Raw genomic sequence first — 16388 nt, 5'->3', positions numbered from 1 at the left:
GCGATTGTCGGTGGCGGGGTGCAGCATGGGGGGCATGGTGAGGCGAACGACGGGGAGCAGGGCCGGGACCGGGGCGGCGGTGCGGGGCGCGCGGCGGCCGGAGCTGCGGCTGCCGGCACTGGACGCCTGGGACGGCGGCACACTGGAGCCGGACGGTGACTACGACGGGCTGGAGTTCCGGGAGCTGGACCTGACCGGCCAGGACGCGCGGGGCGCCCGGTTCATGGACTGCGCGCTGACGGGCTGTGCGCTGGACGGTACGGCGCTGGGCAGGGCCCGGGTGCTGGACTCGGTCCTGACCGGCCCGCGCGGGGTCGGCACCGGGCTCGCGGAGGCCACGTTCCGCGATGTCGAACTGGTCGACGCGCGCCTCGGGGGCACCCAGATGCACGGGGCGGTGCTGGAGCGGGTCGTGGTCCGGGGCGGCAAGATCGACTATCTGAACCTGCGCGAGGCCCGCCTGAAGGACGTCGTCTTCGAGTCCTGTGTGCTGGTCGAGCCGGACTTCGCGGGGGCGCGGCTGGAGCGGGTGGAGTTCGTCGACTGCGCGCTGAGAGGGGCCGACTTCGGCGGCGCGACGCTGGCGGACGTCGATCTGCGCGGGGCCGCGCCGCTGGAGATCGCCCGGGGCCTGGACCGCCTGTCCGGCGCGGTGATCGGCACCGGGCAACTGCTGGACCTGGCCCCGGTGCTGGCGGCGGAGCTCGGCATCCGGGTGCTGGACTGAGGGACGGCGGCCGGGGCCGGGCCTCAGGCGTGGGCGGGCTTGCCGTCGCCGTACAGCCAGTCCTTCCAGATCGTGCGGAAGTCCTTGTCCGGGGCCTTCCGCTCCACGTAGCGGACGAAGCCGGTGGTGTCGGCGGTGCCGTGCCGGTGGGCGGCGGCCCAGCCCTGGACGATGTCGTAGAAGGTGTCGTCGCCGACCGTCCGGCGGATCTTGTGCAGGACCATCGCGCCGCGCTGGTAGACGGGGGAGTCGGAGATGTGCGCGGCGCTCGTCGGCCGGGCCGGCGGGAAGGCCCAGATGTCGTCGGGGCCGTTCTCGTAGTAGTCGGTGAAGGTCTCCTGGGCGGTGGGCCCGCCGTTGTCCTCGTCGTAGAGCCACTCCGCGTAGGTCGCGAAGCCCTCGTTGAGCCACATGTCCCGCCAGGACGCGGGGCCGACCGAGTCGCCGTACCACTGGTGGGCGAGCTCGTGCACCAGGGTGGAGACGTCGGGCGGGCCGGGGAAGAAGGGGCGGGTCTGGGTCTCCAGGGCGTAGCCGGCGTCGCCCGGGCGGTCCACCAGGGCGCCGGCGGAGGAGAAGGGGTACGGCCCGAAGTTGTACTCCGCCCAGTCGAGGATCTCCGGGATCTTCGCGAGGACCTCGGCGCTCGCCTCGGCCTGGCCGGGGTCGACGGCGGTGACGACGGGCAGGCCGTGCGGGCCGGTGGTGCGGGTGATGTCGAAGTGGCCGATGGCGACGGTGGCGAGATAGCTCGCCATGGGCTGGGCCGTCTGCCAGCGGTAGGTGGTCCGGCCGTCCTTCGTGCTCTGGTCCGTCTGCTCGCCGGTCGAGACGGCCTGGAGGCCCTCGGGGACGGTGACCGATATGTCGTAGGTCGCCTTGTCGGAGGGATGGTGGTTGCCGGGGTACCAGGTCATGGAGCCGACGGGTTCGCCGAGGGCGAGGGCGCCGTCGGCGGTGGGCAGCCAGCCCTCCCGTGAGCCGTCGGGATCGGTGAGGGTGCGCGGGGTGCCCGAGTAGCGGACCGTCACGAGGAAGGTCTCGCCCTTGCCGAGGCCGGTGCGCGGGCGGACGGTGAGTTCCTGCCCGGAGCGGCTCCAGCCGGCCTTCTCGCCCTCCACGCGGACGGAGTCGACGCGCAGTCCGGACAGGTCGAGGTGGAACGCGGACAGGTCGCGGGTGGCCCGGGCGGTGATGACCGCGGTGCCGGTGAGCCGGTGGCCGGCCGGGGTGTAGTCCAGGGCGAGGCTGTAGTGCCCGATGTCGTAGCCGCCGTTGCCGGCCTTCGGGAAGTACGGGTCGCCCGCGCCCGAGCCGCCCGGGGTGCCCCGGGCGCCGGTGTCGCACGCGGTACCGGTGACGGCGAGGGCGAGCAGGACGGCGACGGCCGGGACAAGGCGTACCGATCTGGACATGTCAGTGATCTTAGGCGGGCGGCACGCACCGCGGGTGGCTCCGGGCGGTCCGCCGCGGGTGCCGGGCGGGCCGGCGTGACACCATCTCCCCGTGCTCGACATCGGCTATGCCCTCTCCAACCGGTTCCCGGATCCCCCGCAGACCGACTACCGGCGCGCGGACGCGCACGCGCTGCGGCACGACCTGTTCTGCGGGGACGTCTATCTCGCGGACACCGAGACCGACCGGGAACTGTCCACAGCCTGGGGATGGGTGCCGGTGCTGGACTTCGCGTGGGCGCTGTGCGACATCGTCGAGCAACTGGACCGCGACCCGCTGGGCTCCCGGGCCGCCCGGCCGCAGCGGGCGGAGCTGGACTTCACCGAGTCCACCGACCGGATGCTGTTCGAGCGCCGCTTCGGCTGGGTCGACATCACCTCGGACTGGTCCCCGGCCGAGGAGTCCCCGCTCTCCTTCCCGCACGCCGCACTGCGTCGGGAGGCCCGGGACTTCCTGCACGATCTGCTGGCGGACCTCACCGACCTGCACGAGGACCTGGCGGAGAACCCGGCGATCTGGACCCTCCAGGCCCGCTTCCCCCGGCTGCCGTAGAACACCCCCTCCGGCTCACGGCGGACGGAGGGGGCTCAGGCTCTCAGACGCGCTGGTCGGCGGCGTACTGGACGAACGAGGACCAGGTGCCGGTGGTGAAGTTGAGTACGGCGCCGTCGGTGTTCTTGGAGTCGCGGACGGGGATCACGTTGTGGGTGGCGGCGAGGTTGGTGGCGACCTCGATGCAGTTGCCGCCGTTGTTGCTGTAGGAGGACTTGAACCAGCGGGGGGACTCGGTCGTCACGGGGTGCCCTTTCCGAAAGGAGGAGGCGGTCGCGAGCGAGGTCTCAGACGCTCTGGCGGGTGGTGAACTCGATGAACGAGGACCAGGTGCCGGCGGTGAAGTTCAGTACGGCGCCGTCGGTGTTCTTGGAGTCGCGGACGGGGACCATGTCGTGGGTGGCGGCGAGGTTGGTGGCGACCTCGATGCAGTTGCCGCCGTTGTCGCTGTAGGAGGACTTGAACCAGCGGGGGGACTCGGTCGTCACGGGGTGCCCTTTCATGCCTCTTTGATCACGGCCACCGATGCAGCCTGCGGCAGGGCATCGGCCTGCAACTGATGGTAGCCCGCCAACAGGGGCAACACGGCTGCCGTTTCGCGCTCCAGGTGACCCCGCATCTGGGATTCGGCGTACGCGATAACGGACAGGTCCGGCATCGTCAGTAAGTTCAGGGGCAGGTTGAACGGTCGACGCTCTCCCATGTCGAATGGAGCCACTTGGAGCACGGTGTTCGGCAGCTCGGCGAACTGCATCAACCGGTCGAGCTGGGCCCTCATGACCTTCGGTCCGCCGACCTGCCTGCGGATGCAGCTCTCATCCATCACCACCAGCATCATGGGGAGGCGGGGATGTTCCAGGGCCGTCTGCCGTTCCGCCAGGAACGCGACTCGTTCCTCCGCCTGTTCGGGCGTGATGACGCCTCGGCGTACGGCACTGTCCGCCAGGACGCGCGCGTACTCCGGTGTCTGGAGCAGGCCGGGAATGATCCCGATCTCGTACAGCCGGATTTCTGCCGCCCTGCCCTCGCACTTGACGTACTCGGGGAAGCCTTCCAGCAGGTTGCCGTGCCGGATCTCCCGGTACTCGCGCTCGAACGAGTCCGCGCTGCCCGTGAGGCCGAATGCTCTGTCCGCGCTACGCGAAAAGCGAAGGGTCGGAGGCTTCCGACCAGTTTCGACGGCCGAGATATGCACGCTGGAATATTCCATCAGCGCGGCCAAGTCGTCCTGGGTCCAGCCGCGGGCTTCCCGCAAGCTGCGCAGACGTGCTCCGTACGCCGCTTGTGGCGACGCGTCGGGGTTCAACTCCTTGCGGTTCAACGGCCCTTCACCGACCTTTCGTTCTCTTCCAACACGTTGAACGGTTCCCTGGCGTGGTCCCATGCTGAACCTGTCCGGGTAGTCGGAGCGCTACGGAGAGGAACTAACGTGCCCGAAAGACTGAACGAACCGGTTGTGGTTGACGGCAAGAAGCGCCCGGAGAAGCCCGGCGACGAACACATCCCCACGCTGGGAATCCGGCAGACACTCGAGGTCGGCGAGATCACCTTCGCCCTGGACGCGGTGCTGGCGGAGGCCGGCATCAGGCTTCCGCAGTTCCACACCCGCCTGGCCCCCGCCGAGAACCGCCGCTGGGTGGTCCGGCTCGGCGACTGCAACGTGGTTCAGGCCGGCGGCCTCCTCGACCTCCTCAAGGACGGGCTGACCCTCCGCGAGCGGCACCCGGAGGAGGCGATCAATGGAACATCCGGCAAGGACGGTTAGGGCACGGGCCCACCTCGAGGCGGCCATCATGCGGGCCGGCGCCATCGTGGACGTGCTGATCGACCCCGCGGGCGGCTTCCTGGCCGTCCAGTGCATCGGGATCGAGGCGGCCGAAGAGCTGGCGCTCGCCATCGAGGCCGGCGTGCAGGCAAGGGTGATCCGGGGATGACCTACCGCTGCACCAGCACGTGCGACATCAGGGATCACACCTTCCGATGGGCTCAGCGACTGCCCTGCGCCGACCACGGCGAAGTCGACTGGGCGTTCCTGGACGACCTCCGGTGTGTGCTGGGTGAAGAGGCGCACGAGTTCCATGCCACGTGGCTGCGCAGCGGTTCGGAGCTCGAGAGGGATGTGTACCTGTGCTGGCTCGACGACCCGGAAATGCAGTGGGTCATCGATGCCGAGGTCTGCCTGAAGACCGACACGCCCATGGGAACGTCCTGCACGATCTACAAGGGCCATCCCGGAACGTGCGAGTGGGATCAGGCGGACCTCGAAGCGCCGGCGCAATCGGCAGGCGAGTTCCCCGACGACGGGCTCGTCCGCCCATGAAAGAAGACCCCCCAAGGGAAAGTTGGGGGGTCTTCGGGTGTTTCAGCAGGTCAAGGGCCTGCTGTCACAGGTCGAAGCCTACTGTCAGACGTTGACGCCGAAGTCCTGGGCGATGCCCACCAGGCCCGAGGCGTAGCCCTGGCCGACCGCGCGGAACTTCCACTCCGCGCCGTTGCGGTACAGCTCGCCGAAGACCATGGCCGTCTCGGTGGCCGCGTCCTCCGACAGGTCGTAGCGCGCGATCTCGGCGCCGCCGGCCTGGTTCACGATGCGGATGTAGGCGTTGCGGACCTGGCCGAAGTTCTGGCCGCGGTTCTCGGCGTCGTAGATGGACACCGGGAAGACGATCTTGTCGATGTCGGCCGGGAGCGCGGCCAGGTCGACGTTGATCGCCTCGTCGTCGCCCGAGCCCTCGCCCGTGCGGTTGTCACCCGTGTGGACGATGGAGTTGTCCGGGGTCTGCTTGTTGTTGAAGAACACGAAGTGGGCGTCGGAGTAGACCTTGCCCTGGGCGTTCACCGCGATGGCGGAGGCGTCCAGGTCGAAGTCCGTGCCGGTGGTGGTGCGGACGTCCCAGCCGAGGCCCACGGTGACGGCGGTCAGGCCCGGAGCCTCCTTGGTGAGCGAGACGTTGCCACCCTTGGACAGGCTTACAGCCATGTTGGGAGTCCCTTCCTTGGATACCCGTGCATTTGTGTGCACATCTGTGCCGATGAAGCTATGGCGACGAAGCTACCGTCACCCGGGACAACGACGCGGGGTGTCCCGTCGGTTCCGGATGGCTTTACCTTTTTTACCGAGCCGGAAATCCAGGTGACGTGTGCCCCGCCGGACCGGGAACATGGAGGGCATGTCCGGGCCCTATCTCATCCGCGGCTCGGTCTCGCTTCCCGAGGCCGAGCTGACGTGGCGTTTCTCCAGGTCGTCCGGGCCCGGCGGGCAGCACGTCAACACCAGCGACTCGCAGGTGGAGCTGCGCTTCGACCTCGCGGGCACCGAGGCGCTGCCTCCCGTGTGGAAGGAGCGGGCGCTCGACCGGCTGGCCGGCCGCCTCGTGGACGGGGTGGTGACCGTACGGGCCTCCGAGCACCGCTCGCAGTGGCGCAACCGGGAGGCCGCCGCCGTACGCCTGGCCGCACTCCTCGCGGAGGCCACCGCGCCCCCGCCGAAGCCCCGCCGGCCGACGCGCATCCCGCGCGGGATCAACGAGCGCCGGCTGCGGGAGAAGAAGCAGCGCTCGGAGACGAAGCGCGGGCGTTCGAGCCGCGACTGGGGGTAGCGGCGGGCCCGCCGTCACATCCGTGGCCGCCCCGTCGTCAGGGTGGTGCAGGCACCGAGGACGACGACGGAAGAGGCCGGACCCGCGATGACCGACAACGACTCCCTCGCCGAGCGGTTCGAGGCACACCGCGGGCATCTGCGGGCCGTCGCCCACCGGATGCTCGGCTCCGCCGCCGAGGCCGACGACGCCGTCCAAGAGGCGTGGGTCCGGCTGAGCCGGTCCGACACGCGGGAGGTGGCCAACCTCGGGGGCTGGCTGACGACCGTGGTCGGCCGGGTCTGCCTCGACATGCTGCGCTCGCGCCGCACCCGGGGCGAGGAGCCGCTGGACACCTGGCAGCCGGCGCCGTCCGCCGAGCGGGACCCCGCGGACAGCGCCCTGCTCGCCGACTCCGTGGGGCTCGCCCTGCTGGTCGTCCTGGACACCCTCTCGCCCGCCGAGCGGCTGGCGTTCGTGCTGCACGACATGTTCGGGGTGCCCTTCGAGGAGATCGCCGGCATCCTCGGGCGCACCCCGGCCTCGGCGCGGCAGCTCGCCAGCCGGGCCCGGCGCCGGGTGCGGGGCGTCGAGGCGCCGGAGACCGACCTCGCCCGGCAGCGGCGGGTGGTGGGCGCCTTCCTGGCCGCCGCCCGGGCCGGCGACTTCGCGGGGCTGCTCGCGGTGCTCGACCCGGACGTGGTGGCGCGCACGGAGTCCGGGGTGAACAGCGGCGCGGCCGGGGTCGCCGCGGGCGCGGCGAGCTTCGCCCACCTGGCGCGGGTGGCGCGCCCGGTGCTGATCGACGGCGCGACCGGCCTGGCCGTGTTCGCCGACGGCCGCCCGGAACGGGTCCTGGCCTTCGCCTTCGCCGCCGGCCGCATCACCGGGATCGACATCGTCACCGACCCCGCCCGCCTGGCGGAACTGACGGTGGAGGAGGTCTAGGACCTCCGCTCAGAGGTCCAGCACCCCCACCACCTGGTCGCCGGAGGTCTCGCCGGTCGTGCGGAAGCCGAGGCGGGTGTAGAAGGCGCCGGGGCCGTGCGGGCCGGGGTGCCAGCTCACGTACAGGCGGGTGCCGCCGCGGCGGCGGATCTCGGCGGCCACCGCGTCCACGGCGAACCGGCCGTAACCCCGGCCCTGTTCGCCGGCCGCGATGTTCAGCCGCCACAGCCCGGAGCGGTACAGGCCGCCGTCGCCGTGCCAGTCGATGCCGAAGAAGGCCATCAGGAAGCCGACCGCCCGGCCGTCGTCGACGATCAGCCGGGGCCAGGCGACGCCGTCCGGATGGACGTACGCCTCGGCGAGGGACCGCACCACCGGCGCGACGGCGTGCTCCTGGTCGGGGCGCACGCGCAGGGCGACGGCGGTCTCGAAGTTCCGCGGGGTCACTTCTTCCAGTCGGGGTGTCATCGGCGCACCCTAGGCACGCCCGTCCCGCCGCGGCCACGGGATTTCCCGGCCCGGCCGGGCCGCGGGGCTTCCCGGCTCAGCCGAGCTGCCGGTAGCGGCCCCGGAAGTACAGCAGCGGGCCCCCCTCCGCGCTGGGCACGCGCGCGGTGAGGACCCGGCCGATGACCAGCGTGTGGTCCCCGGCGCTCACCCGCTGCTCGGTACGGCACTCCAGCGTGGCCAGCGCGCCCCCGACCAGCGGGGCGCCGGTGACCTCACCGCGCGCGTAGGGGATGTCCTCGAAGAGCAGCCGGTCGCTGATGCGGCCCTTCATGGCGAACCGGCCCGCGATGTGCCGCTGGCTCTCGGCGAGGACCGACACCGCCCACAGCGGCTGTTCGGCGAGCAGGTCGTCCATGCGGGCGCCCTCGCGCAGGCTGACCATCACCAGCGGCGGGTCGAGGGAGACCGACAGGAAGGCGGTGGCGGTCATGCCGACGTCCTCCACCGCCGGCGCCCCGGGGTCGTCGGGGTCCAGCGGCGGTTCCTGCGCGGTCACCAGGACCACGCCCGCGGCCAGCCGGGACATCGCGGCCCGGAACTCGTCGTCGCTCACCCCCTCAGCATGCCCGGAAGCCAGGGGGGTGGTGGGGGAGGGAGTCTTCAGCACGCCGGAAACGCTAGTCTTCGCGCGGTGCGGCCGGCATCGGGCCCCGGTCCGAGCCGGGTCCTAGGTCGCGAGGACCAGCGAGGCGCCCGCCCAGTCCGGTCCCGCGCAAGGCGGCGCACCATGTGCCTTCGGGAATCACACGGGGCAAACGCAGAAACTCCACTCAATTGTTCACGTTTACTTGTGACTTGAGTCACAAGGGGCAGGAATTGTTGACCCTGTGTACCGAGTGGGCAGCGCGCTGTGATTCAGTGGCGGGGAAGCCGCACGCACAACGTGAACAGCACCGCAAAGAGCCACCGCTGACACGCGGGAGAAGCGCCGAAGGCAACCCTTGATTCGCTGCGAGGTCTCGGGGGGAGGGCGAGCATGGAGACCGAGTCGGAGCCGTATGTCCGTCTTGCGTCCCTGCGACAGCTGCACCAGGTCATGGCCGACATCAACACGGCCCGCAGCCTGGCGGACACACTGCAGACCGTCGCCGACGGCGCCGTCGCCGCCCTCAACTACGAACTGGCGGCCGTCAACCTCGTCCGCCCCGACGGCGATCTCGTGGTCGCCGCCTTCTCCGGCAACTCCGCCGCCGAGGCCCTGATCACCGGCCGGGTCGGCTCCCGCGAGTCCTGGGAGCGCCGGCTCGCCATGGGCGAACGCTGGGGCGACCTGATCTTCATACCGCACACCGAGGGCTGGGTCCTGGACGACGACGACGTCCCCCAGTGGTTCACCGACGGTCCCGAGCCGCGCTTCGAGGACGAGTGGCACCCCGCCGACCGGCTCTTCGCGCCCATGTACACCCCCGGCGCGCAGGGCGGCTCCTCCGGGGAACTGCTCGGCGTCATATCCGTCGACCGGCCGCGCAACGGCCGCCGCCCCGGCGCCTGGGGCCGCGAGGCCCTCCAGATGTACGCCTTCCAGGCCGCCATCGCGATCAGCAACGCCCGCCTGCGCTCCAACATGCAGCGCGCCCTGGTCCGCCTGGAACGGGAACAGCAGGCCCTGCGCGCCAGCGAGGAGTCCTTCCGTCAGGCGTTCGAGTACGCCCCCTCCGGGATGGCCATCGCCGAGATGGGAGGCGACCAGCACGGCCGCATCCTGCGCACCAACGACGCCCTGTGCCGGCTGCTGGGCCGCCCCGCCTCCGCGATGCGCCGCTACTCCTTCGCCGACCTGGTCCACCCCGAGGACATCGGCACCCTGCTGCGCACCTCCGCGGAGGGCGGGCGCGCCGAACTGCGGCTCGGCCGCCGCGACGGCAGCTACGTCTGGGTGTCGCTGCGCAACAGCGTGGTCGCGGACGCCGCCGACGGGCCGCGCTTCCTGCTCACCCACGTGGAGGACATAGAGGAGCGCAAGCGGCGCGAACTCCAGCTCGCGCACCGCGCCTCCCACGACTCGCTGACCGGCCTGCCGAACTCCGCCGAGCTGCGCTCGCGCCTCGCGGCCCGGCTGTGCCGGCGCCCCTCCCACGCCGGTGCCCTGGACTCCCTGGACGCGGCCTACGGCCACCCGGCCCACGACATCCCGGCCGCCCACGGCTTCGACTTCGCGCCGGGCGCGGAGGCGTACGACGCCTACGACCACCATGTGCACACGGTCGCCCCCGCGGACGGCCGCGACGACGGCACCAAGGGCCTCGCCGTCCTCTTCTGCGACCTCGACGGCTTCAAGTCGATCAACGACCGGTTCGGGCACAACGCGGGCGACGCGGTCCTCATCGAGGTCGCCCGGCGGCTGAGCAACGGCGTCCGGGACGGGGACACGGTGGCCCGGCTCGGCGGCGACGAGTTCGTGATCCTCGCCGACGGCCTCGGCCGGGCCGACGCCCAGGACCTCGCCGTCCGGCTGCGCAACGAGATCATCCAGCCGATCCGGGCCGAGGGCCGGTCCGTCCGGGTGGGCGCGAGCTTCGGCATCGGGTGGGCCCACTGCGGCATGACGGCGGACGAGGTGCTGAAGTCCGCTGACGAGCGGATGTACGTAGAGAAACGATCTCGTCCCAAACAGCATCGCCGCGCGGGCTGAGCCGCAGGTCAGCGGGCTGACGCGATCCAGGTCACCCGTCCGGGGGACGGAGAGCGGGTAGGCTCGCCATTCCAACCCGTACCCCATCCGCCCGCACCTGTTGAGGAGTACCAAGGGATGACGCCCGGCGACAACGGCGCGAGCACGCCCGAGGACGACGACCCGTTCGGCTACCTGTACGCAGACGGCCAGGCCCGGGGAGCCCAGCCGCCGTCCGGTGGTTACGGCTACCCGAACTCGGTCAGCAGGGTGCGCGCGGTCGGCGAGCGCCGGTACGGCCAGCAGCCGGGGCCCTACGGCCAGCCGCCGCAGGGCACGTACGGCCAGGGCGTCCCGCAGCAGGGTGCCCACGGCCAGCCGAACGCCCACTACCAGGCCCCGGAGACGCTGCCCGGCGGCGCGCCCCCGGCCGGCCGCCGTTCCGCTCCGCCCGCGCCCGGCCGCCGCGGCCCGAACACCAAGGGTCTGCTGATCGGCGCGATAGCCGTGGTCGCCGCGGTCGTCATCGGCATCAGCGTCGCGATGTTCAACGGCAACACCGACGACGACACGTCCGGCAACCAGGCCACCCCGGCCCCGACCCAGTCCCAGAGCCAGTCCCCGAGCCCGTCGGGCAGCAGCTCGCCCACGGCGGGAGAGCTGCCGAAGACCGACGCGAACGCCCTCCAGCTCGCGGGCGGCGCGGCGAAGGTGTCGGACGTCCAGGGGGCCCAGGCCGCCGGCGGGGTCTACGTGGGCGGCCTGAACACGGCGGGCGCCTCGGTGACCTGGACGGTCGACGGCGTCCCCGAGGACGGCGCGTACACCCTCTTCACGCGGTACAGCGTGACCGGTGAGGACCAGTCGATGACGGTGTCCGTCAACGGCAAGGAGTTCGGCAGCAAGATCCGGTTCAAGAACTGGCGGAGCGCGGCCGACGGCGACTTCGCCAAGGGCTGGACGAGTTCCTACGTGTGGCCCAGCCTGAGCAAGGGCCGCAACACCGTCTCGATCTCCTGCCAGCCCGGCGACAAGTGCAACGTCCTGCTCGACCAGATGTGGATCAAGAAGGGCCGGGTCACCCGCTAGGCCGCGCCGGCCACCCCCGTGACCCGCAGCCGGCCGAGGAGTTCCGTGTACGCGGCCCGGTCGAACTCGCCCGCGGCCGGGGCCCGTACCGTCGCCGCCGACAGGGCGGTCGCGCGGATCAGGCGGTCCGGCCAGGGGAGGCGTTCCGCCAGGCCGGAGAGGAGACCGGCCACCGCCGAGTCGCCGGCGCCGGTCGGGTTGCCGGGGACGCGGTCCGGCGGGGCGGCGCGCCAGTGGCCCTCGGGGGTGACGGCGAGCAGGCCCTCCGCGCCGAGGGAGGCGACCACCGCGTGCGCCCCCCTGCGGCGGGCGTCCTGGGTGGCGCGCAACGGCTCGTGGGAGCCGGTGAGTTCGGCCAGTTCCTCGGCGTTCGGCTTGATGATGTCCGGGCGGGCGGCGACCCCGCGGCGCAGCGGCTCGCCGCTGGTGTCCAGCAGCACCGGCACGCCCGCGGACCGGGCCGCGCGGACCAGGCCCGCGTACGCCCCCACCGGCACCCCCGGCGGCAGGCTGCCGCACAGCGCCACCGCCGAGACGCCCGGCAGCAGCTCCTGGTACCGGCCGAGGAAGGCCGCCCACTCGGCCGGGGTGATCTGCGGACCCGGCTCGTTCAGCTGGGTGGTGTCGCCGGTCAGCTCGTCCACCACCGCGACGGTGCGCCGGGTCGCCCCGGAGACCGCCACCAGGGCGTCTGCCGGGCCGCCGGACGCCTCGGCCAGCATCGAGCGCAGCGCCTCGCCGGTGCGCCCGCCCGCGAAGCCGGTGACCGTGACCCGGTGACCGAGGGCGGCCAGGACCCGGGCGACGTTCACGCCCTTGCCGCCGGGGCGCTCGGTGACCTCCGAGACGCGGTGCGAGGCGTGCGGCCGCAGCGACCGCACGTGGTAGGTGATGTCGAGAGCGGTGTTCAGTGTGACCGTGAGGATCACCCGGGCCGACCTCCCTCGAAGTCCCTGCGGTGTCTGCGGTTTCCGGGGCCTCGATCATGCCAAAGAGACGGCCACCGGCCCAGTGCGCGGGCAGGTCGTCGTCTCCTCGACAGGGTTACGGATCAGGGCAGTTGGGGCGCTACCACCCATTCGCCCCGCCGCATCACGCCCTTCAGCCGGAAGTCCGCGTCGAGCAGCACCAGGTCGGCGTCCTTGCCGGGCTCCAGGGAGCCGACGCGGTCGTCCAGGCCCAGCAGGCGCGCCGGGTTGGCCGACAGCGCGGTCACCACGTCCTCGACCGGCAGCCCGTCGACGGTCACCGCCCGCCGGAACGCCCGGTCCAGGGTGAGCGTGGAGCCCGCGATCGAGCCGCCCTCCACCAGCCGGGCCACGCCGTCGCTGACCTCGACCTCCAGCGGGCCGAGCATGTAGCGGCCGTCACCGGTGCCGGCCGCGTCCATCGCGTCGGTGATGAACGCGACCCGGTCCGCGCCCGCGTGCCGGAACGCCAGCTCTAGCGCGGCCGGGTGCAGATGAACGCCGTCGTTGATCAGCTCGACGGTGACCCGCTCGTCCTCCAGCAGCGCGGCGATCGGCCCGGGCGCGCGGTGGTTCAGCGCGGGCATGGCGTTGAAGAGGTGGGTGGCGACCGTGGCGCCCGCCTCGATGGCCTCGGCCGTCTGCTCATAGCTGGCGTCCGTGTGCCCGATCGCCGCGATCACCCCGTGCTCGGCGAGCAGCCGCACGGAGTCGATGCCCCCGGGCAGTTCGGTGGCGAGGGTGACCATCCTGGCGTGGCCGCGCCCGGCGTCGATCAGCTTGCGGACCTCGGCCGGGTCCGGGTCGCGCAGCAGCGCCTCGGAGTGCGCGCCCTTGCGGCACGGCGAGATGAACGGGCCCTCGAAGTGGATGCCCGCGATCTCGCCCTGCTCGGCCAGCTCGCTGAGCAGCCCGGCCTGGCGGACCAGCAGGTCCATCTCCTCGGTGACGGTGGAGGCGACGAGCGTGGTGGTGCCGTGCAGCCGGTGGGCGTGCACGGCCGTCATGACGTCCTCGGCCGTGCCGGCGAAGGAGGCACCGCCGCCGCCGTGGTTGTGCAGGTCCACGAAGCCGGGCACCAGCCAATGGCCGCTGACGTCGACGACCTCGGCGCCGGCCGGCGCGGTGGCGGCGATGCGGGTGCCGTCGACGGCCAGCCGGCCGTTCTCCACGGTCCCGGTGGGCAGCACCACGCGTGCGCCGGTGAGCACCCGCGGCCTCGTCGTGGCGGAGCGCGCAGTTCCCCGTGCCCCTCCCGGGGCGCCGTCCGGGCCCGGAGTTTCCCGCTCGGTTGCCATCAGGTGCTTACCTCCGGAGTCGTAGGAGTGGTCGTCAGCAGATCGCCGGCCAGCAGTCCCGCGCCCAGGCAGCCGGCGCTGTCGCCGAGGGCGGCGGGGACGATGGCGGGCGCCTTCTGGAAGGTGATCCGTCGCCGGACGGCGTCCCGCAGCGGTCGGAACAACACTTCCCCCGCCTCGGCGAGCCCGCCACCGATGATCAGCGTGCGCGGGTCCAGCAGGGTGACGGCGGTGAGCAGGCCGTCGGCGAGCGCGTCCACCGCCTGCTGCCAGACCCGGACGGCGTTCGGGTCACCGGACGCGACGGCCCGGGCGCAGTCCGCCGCGTCCGCTTCCGCATCCCCGCAGGCCGCGGCCCAGGCCGTGCTGACGGCGGCGGCGGAGGCGTACCGCTCCAGGCAGCCGCGCTGCCCGCAGGGGCAGTCGGCGCCGCCGGGCCGTACGACGATGTGGCCGATCTCGCCCGCGAAGCCGTGCGCGCCGGACTCCACCCGCCCGCCGATGCCGATCGCCCCGGCGATCCCGGTGCCCAGCGCCAGGAACAGGAACCGGTCCGTGCCCCGGCCCGCGCCGACCCGGCCCTCGGCGAGCCCGCCGGTGCGCACGTCGTGGCCGAGGGCGACGGGCATCCCGAGCCGGTCGGCCAGCAGCGAGCGCAGGGGTACGTCCCGCCAGCCGAGGTTGGCGGAGTAGACGGCGGTGCCCTCCGCCTCGTCGACGATCCCCGGGACGGCGATGCCGGCCGCGCCGGCGCTCTCGCCGTACTGCTCGGCGCCGTGCGCACGCAGGTCGGCGGCGAAGTCGAGGATGCCCGCCACGACGGCCTCCGGGCCGCGGTCGCGGCCGGTGGAGCGGCGGTCGCGGTGCAGCAGCGTGCCGTCGGCGCCGACGAGGGCCGCCTTCATCCCGGTACCGCCCACGTCCAGGGCGATGACATGTCTCACCACGCGTCTAGTGTGACCCTCCCACCCGCGAGAGGTCTAGTCCACTCACGTGGTGTAGACCTTATGTGTCCATATGTTGAACGGTCAGACGGCAGGGTTGGGGCTTTGAGGGTGCGTCGGGGTACGGCAGGAACGACCGCGGTGGTGTCCGCACTGGGCATGACGGCGGTTCTCGGCGGCTGCGGGAGCACGGGCTCCTCGGACGTGACGCTCAGACTCGTCGCCGCCGACTACGGCGACTCCGCCGGGCACAGCTCCAAGAAGTACTGGGACGGCCTGGTCAAGGACTACGAGGCGAAGCACCCCGACGTGAAGATCGAGGTCAGCGTCTACTCCTGGAACGACGTCGACCGCGAGGTCAAGGAGATGGTCGACGCCGGGAAGGCCCCCGACCTCGCCCAGATCGGCGCCTACGCCGACTACGCCGCGGCCGGCAAGCTCTACCCGGCCTCGGAACTGCTCTCCATCCGCACCCAGGCCAACTTCCTCTCCCAGCTCTCCGACGCCGGCCAGTGGAAGTACACGCAGTACGGCATCCCCTTCGCCGCCTCCACCCGCGTGCTCTTCTACAACAAGACCCTGTTCGCCAAGGCCGGCATCACCCCGCCCACCACCTGGGCCGAGCTGGCCGCCGACGCCGAGGCGCTGGAGAGCAAGGGCGTGAAGTACCCCTTCGCGCTGCCGCTCGGCCCGGAGGAGGCCCAGGCCGAGACCATGCAGTGGCTGCTCGCCGGCGGCAACGGCGGCAGCGGCTACACCGACGACATCGGCACCTACACGATCGACTCCGCCACCAACGTCTCCACCTTCACCTGGCTCAAGGACGAGCTGGTCGCCAAGGGGCTCACCGGCCCCGTGGCCCCCGGCAAGCTCAACCGCGCCGCGGCCTTCGCCGCCTTCGCCGACGGCAAGGTCGGCATGCTCAACGGCCACCCCACGCTGATCCAGCAGGCCGCCAAGAAGGGCGTGAAGTTCGGCACCGTGCCGATGCCGGGCCGCACCGGCAAGGCCAGGGCCTCCATGGGCGTCACCGACTGGATGATGGCCTTCAAGGAGAACGGGCACCGCGACGAGATAGGCGACTTCCTCGACTTCGTCTACTCCGACAAGAACGTCCTGGACTTCTCCCGCACCTACGGCCTGCTGCCCGTCACCAGCTCCGCCTCCAACGCCATGAGCACCTCCGGCCGGGCCGGCGACAAGGTCCTGCGCCCCTTCCTGGAAGAGCTGCCCAGCACCGAGCTGTACCCGGTCGGCAAGACCTCCTGGGCCGCGGTCAGCGCGGCCGTGAAGCAGAACATCGGCCAGGCCGTCGCCCCGAACGGCAGCCCCTCCGGCGTGCTGACCCGGCTCCAGGCCACGGCCACGGCGGCCGACAGCGGCGCCGGGAACTGAGCACGCCCGCCCCGCCGGCCGCTACCGTGGCCGGCATGGAACTGGGCAGCCGCGAACGAGCCATCCTCGCGCTGGAGCGCCGGGCCTTCGCCGGGCCCGGCGCGAAGGAGCGCGCCATCCGCGAGGAACTGGACCTGTCCCCGGTCCGCTACTACCAACTCCTCAACGCCCTCCTGGACGACGAGCGCGCCCTCGCCCACGACCCGGTGACGGTCAACCGCCTGCGCCGCGTCAGACAGGCGCGGCGCGCGGAGCGCTGACCTCCTCCCCGGGCCGAGGCGTGAGCCCGGCCCGCGCCGGATACTGTCCCGGT

Annotated in this window: 21 protein-coding genes; 11 read left to right on the top strand and 10 right to left on the bottom strand. The window is 72.2% G+C overall.

Features of this window, described 5'->3' with window-relative positions:
- Positions 1-34: 34 nt before the first annotated feature.
- A complete protein-coding gene (locus ACZ4W9_RS12245; protein WP_467935046.1) occupies positions 35-727 on the top strand; it encodes a pentapeptide repeat-containing protein in 693 nt (230 codons plus the stop codon).
- A 23-nt stretch (positions 728-750) separates the two neighbouring features.
- Here the strand turns inward: ACZ4W9_RS12245 and ACZ4W9_RS12240 are convergent, their stop codons facing one another.
- Complete coding sequence (locus ACZ4W9_RS12240; protein WP_467935044.1) at positions 751-2142, bottom strand: M1 family metallopeptidase; 1392 nt, start codon at positions 2140-2142, stop codon at positions 751-753.
- 91 nt (positions 2143-2233) lie between these two features.
- Here ACZ4W9_RS12240 and ACZ4W9_RS12235 point away from each other — a divergent pair, with 91 nt between their 5' ends.
- A complete protein-coding gene (locus ACZ4W9_RS12235) occupies positions 2234-2734 on the top strand; it encodes a hypothetical protein (protein WP_467935043.1) in 501 nt (166 codons plus the stop codon).
- Positions 2735-2777: 43 nt separating this feature from the next.
- Here the strand turns inward: ACZ4W9_RS12235 and ACZ4W9_RS12230 are convergent, their stop codons facing one another.
- From ACZ4W9_RS12230 to ACZ4W9_RS12220, 3 genes are read right to left on the bottom strand one after another with little or no spacing between them, the layout of a single operon-like run.
- Positions 2778-2978: a DUF397 domain-containing protein gene (locus ACZ4W9_RS12230; RefSeq protein WP_467935041.1), complete on the bottom strand. Its 201-nt coding sequence runs from the start codon at positions 2976-2978 to the stop codon at positions 2778-2780.
- 43 nt (positions 2979-3021) lie between these two features.
- On the bottom strand, positions 3022-3222 hold the full coding sequence (locus ACZ4W9_RS12225) for a DUF397 domain-containing protein (protein WP_467935040.1): 201 nt from the start codon (positions 3220-3222) through the stop codon (positions 3022-3024).
- An 11-nt stretch (positions 3223-3233) separates the two neighbouring features.
- Positions 3234-4055 (bottom strand): helix-turn-helix domain-containing protein, encoded by an 822-nt coding sequence (locus ACZ4W9_RS12220; RefSeq protein WP_467935039.1) that lies wholly within the window; start codon positions 4053-4055, stop codon positions 3234-3236.
- Positions 4056-4163: 108 nt separating this feature from the next.
- Here ACZ4W9_RS12220 and ACZ4W9_RS12215 point away from each other — a divergent pair, with 108 nt between their 5' ends.
- Genes ACZ4W9_RS12215 through ACZ4W9_RS12205 form a run of 3 tightly spaced genes read left to right on the top strand, consistent with a single transcriptional unit; the run spans position 4164 to position 5054 of the window.
- Positions 4164-4499: a hypothetical protein gene (locus ACZ4W9_RS12215; protein ID WP_467935038.1), complete on the top strand. Its 336-nt coding sequence runs from the start codon at positions 4164-4166 to the stop codon at positions 4497-4499.
- Entirely contained in the window at positions 4474-4668 is a 195-nt protein-coding gene (locus tag ACZ4W9_RS12210; protein ID WP_467935036.1) for a hypothetical protein, read from the top strand. Before ACZ4W9_RS12215 ends, ACZ4W9_RS12210 begins: the two co-directional genes overlap by 26 nt.
- The gene (locus ACZ4W9_RS12205; RefSeq protein WP_467935035.1) at positions 4665-5054 is read left to right on the top strand and encodes a hypothetical protein; all 390 of its coding nucleotides are present in this window, start codon (positions 4665-4667) and stop codon (positions 5052-5054) included. The genes ACZ4W9_RS12210 and ACZ4W9_RS12205 overlap by 4 nt, the downstream gene beginning before the upstream one ends.
- Positions 5055-5138: 84 nt before the next feature.
- Here ACZ4W9_RS12205 and ACZ4W9_RS12200 read toward each other — a convergent pair whose 3' ends face one another.
- A complete protein-coding gene (locus ACZ4W9_RS12200; protein ID WP_358687810.1) occupies positions 5139-5714 on the bottom strand; it encodes a TerD family protein in 576 nt (191 codons plus the stop codon).
- 181 nt (positions 5715-5895) lie between these two features.
- Between ACZ4W9_RS12200 and arfB the strand changes: the two genes are divergently transcribed.
- Both arfB and ACZ4W9_RS12190 read left to right on the top strand, forming a co-directional pair.
- Positions 5896-6333, top strand: a complete 438-nt coding sequence (gene arfB, locus ACZ4W9_RS12195) for an alternative ribosome rescue aminoacyl-tRNA hydrolase ArfB (RefSeq protein WP_467935184.1) — start codon at positions 5896-5898, stop codon at positions 6331-6333.
- Between the two features lie 87 nt (positions 6334-6420).
- A complete protein-coding gene (locus tag ACZ4W9_RS12190) occupies positions 6421-7260 on the top strand; it encodes a sigma-70 family RNA polymerase sigma factor (RefSeq protein WP_467935034.1) in 840 nt (279 codons plus the stop codon).
- 9 nt (positions 7261-7269) lie between these two features.
- On the opposite strand, the gene ACZ4W9_RS12185 is transcribed toward ACZ4W9_RS12190, so the two are convergent.
- Both ACZ4W9_RS12185 and ACZ4W9_RS12180 read right to left on the bottom strand, forming a co-directional pair.
- Positions 7270-7728, bottom strand: a complete 459-nt coding sequence (locus ACZ4W9_RS12185; RefSeq protein ID WP_467935032.1) for a GNAT family N-acetyltransferase — start codon at positions 7726-7728, stop codon at positions 7270-7272.
- A gap of 76 nt (positions 7729-7804) precedes the next feature.
- Positions 7805-8296: a flavin reductase family protein gene (locus ACZ4W9_RS12180; RefSeq protein ID WP_467935183.1), complete on the bottom strand. Its 492-nt coding sequence runs from the start codon at positions 8294-8296 to the stop codon at positions 7805-7807.
- A 450-nt stretch (positions 8297-8746) separates the two neighbouring features.
- On the opposite strand from ACZ4W9_RS12180, the gene cdgB reads away from it, so the two are divergent.
- Complete coding sequence (gene cdgB, locus ACZ4W9_RS12175; RefSeq protein ID WP_467935031.1) at positions 8747-10402, top strand: diguanylate cyclase CdgB; 1656 nt, start codon at positions 8747-8749, stop codon at positions 10400-10402.
- A gap of 117 nt (positions 10403-10519) precedes the next feature.
- Positions 10520-11470, top strand: a complete 951-nt coding sequence (locus tag ACZ4W9_RS12170; protein ID WP_467935030.1) for a carbohydrate-binding protein — start codon at positions 10520-10522, stop codon at positions 11468-11470.
- Here the strand turns inward: ACZ4W9_RS12170 and ACZ4W9_RS12165 are convergent.
- The 3 genes from ACZ4W9_RS12165 to ACZ4W9_RS12155 form a co-directional block, all read right to left on the bottom strand.
- The gene (locus ACZ4W9_RS12165) at positions 11467-12399 is read right to left on the bottom strand and encodes a 1-phosphofructokinase family hexose kinase (RefSeq protein WP_467935028.1); all 933 of its coding nucleotides are present in this window, start codon (positions 12397-12399) and stop codon (positions 11467-11469) included. The genes ACZ4W9_RS12170 and ACZ4W9_RS12165 overlap by 4 nt on opposite strands.
- 122 nt (positions 12400-12521) lie before the next feature.
- The gene (gene nagA / locus ACZ4W9_RS12160) at positions 12522-13649 is read right to left on the bottom strand and encodes an N-acetylglucosamine-6-phosphate deacetylase (RefSeq protein ID WP_467935027.1); all 1128 of its coding nucleotides are present in this window, start codon (positions 13647-13649) and stop codon (positions 12522-12524) included.
- 86 nt (positions 13650-13735) lie between these two features.
- Positions 13736-14680, bottom strand: coding sequence for an ROK family protein (locus ACZ4W9_RS12155; RefSeq protein ID WP_467935182.1), 945 nt, complete (start codon positions 14678-14680; stop codon positions 13736-13738).
- 159 nt (positions 14681-14839) lie between these two features.
- On the opposite strand from ACZ4W9_RS12155, the gene ACZ4W9_RS12150 reads away from it, so the two are divergent.
- Positions 14840-16075 (top strand): extracellular solute-binding protein, encoded by a 1236-nt coding sequence (locus ACZ4W9_RS12150; RefSeq protein WP_467935180.1) that lies wholly within the window; start codon positions 14840-14842, stop codon positions 16073-16075.
- 35 nt (positions 16076-16110) lie between these two features.
- Positions 16111-16335 (top strand): DUF3263 domain-containing protein, encoded by a 225-nt coding sequence (locus ACZ4W9_RS12145; protein WP_318202789.1) that lies wholly within the window; start codon positions 16111-16113, stop codon positions 16333-16335.
- The last annotated feature ends 53 nt before the right edge of the window (positions 16336-16388 follow it).

The sequence above is a fragment of the Streptomyces sp. NPDC029296 genome, assembly GCF_055569255.1.
This window is presented reverse-complemented; position numbering and strand designations above follow the sequence as displayed.

Bases quoted from the DNA above. Each gene is read 5' to 3' on its own strand.
- ACZ4W9_RS12205 (WP_467935035.1), top strand. From the start codon at position 4,665: ATGACCTACCGCTGCACCAGCACGTGCGACATCAGGGATCACACCTTC.
- arfB (WP_467935184.1), top strand. From the start codon at position 5,896: ATGGAGGGCATGTCCGGGCCCTATCTCATCCGCGGCTCGGTCTCGCTT.
- ACZ4W9_RS12240 (WP_467935044.1), bottom strand. From the start codon at position 2,142: ATGTCCAGATCGGTACGCCTTGTCCCGGCCGTCGCCGTCCTGCTCGCC.
- ACZ4W9_RS12170 (WP_467935030.1), top strand. From the start codon at position 10,520: ATGACGCCCGGCGACAACGGCGCGAGCACGCCCGAGGACGACGACCCG.
- ACZ4W9_RS12200 (WP_358687810.1), bottom strand. From the start codon at position 5,714: ATGGCTGTAAGCCTGTCCAAGGGTGGCAACGTCTCGCTCACCAAGGAG.
- ACZ4W9_RS12185 (WP_467935032.1), bottom strand. From the start codon at position 7,728: ATGACACCCCGACTGGAAGAAGTGACCCCGCGGAACTTCGAGACCGCC.
- ACZ4W9_RS12180 (WP_467935183.1), bottom strand. From the start codon at position 8,296: ATGTCCCGGCTGGCCGCGGGCGTGGTCCTGGTGACCGCGCAGGAACCG.
- cdgB (WP_467935031.1), top strand. From the start codon at position 8,747: ATGGAGACCGAGTCGGAGCCGTATGTCCGTCTTGCGTCCCTGCGACAG.
- ACZ4W9_RS12145 (WP_318202789.1), top strand. From the start codon at position 16,111: ATGGAACTGGGCAGCCGCGAACGAGCCATCCTCGCGCTGGAGCGCCGG.
- ACZ4W9_RS12245 (WP_467935046.1), top strand. From the start codon at position 35: ATGGTGAGGCGAACGACGGGGAGCAGGGCCGGGACCGGGGCGGCGGTG.
- ACZ4W9_RS12150 (WP_467935180.1), top strand. From the start codon at position 14,840: ATGACGGCGGTTCTCGGCGGCTGCGGGAGCACGGGCTCCTCGGACGTG.
- ACZ4W9_RS12190 (WP_467935034.1), top strand. From the start codon at position 6,421: ATGACCGACAACGACTCCCTCGCCGAGCGGTTCGAGGCACACCGCGGG.
- ACZ4W9_RS12210 (WP_467935036.1), top strand. From the start codon at position 4,474: ATGGAACATCCGGCAAGGACGGTTAGGGCACGGGCCCACCTCGAGGCG.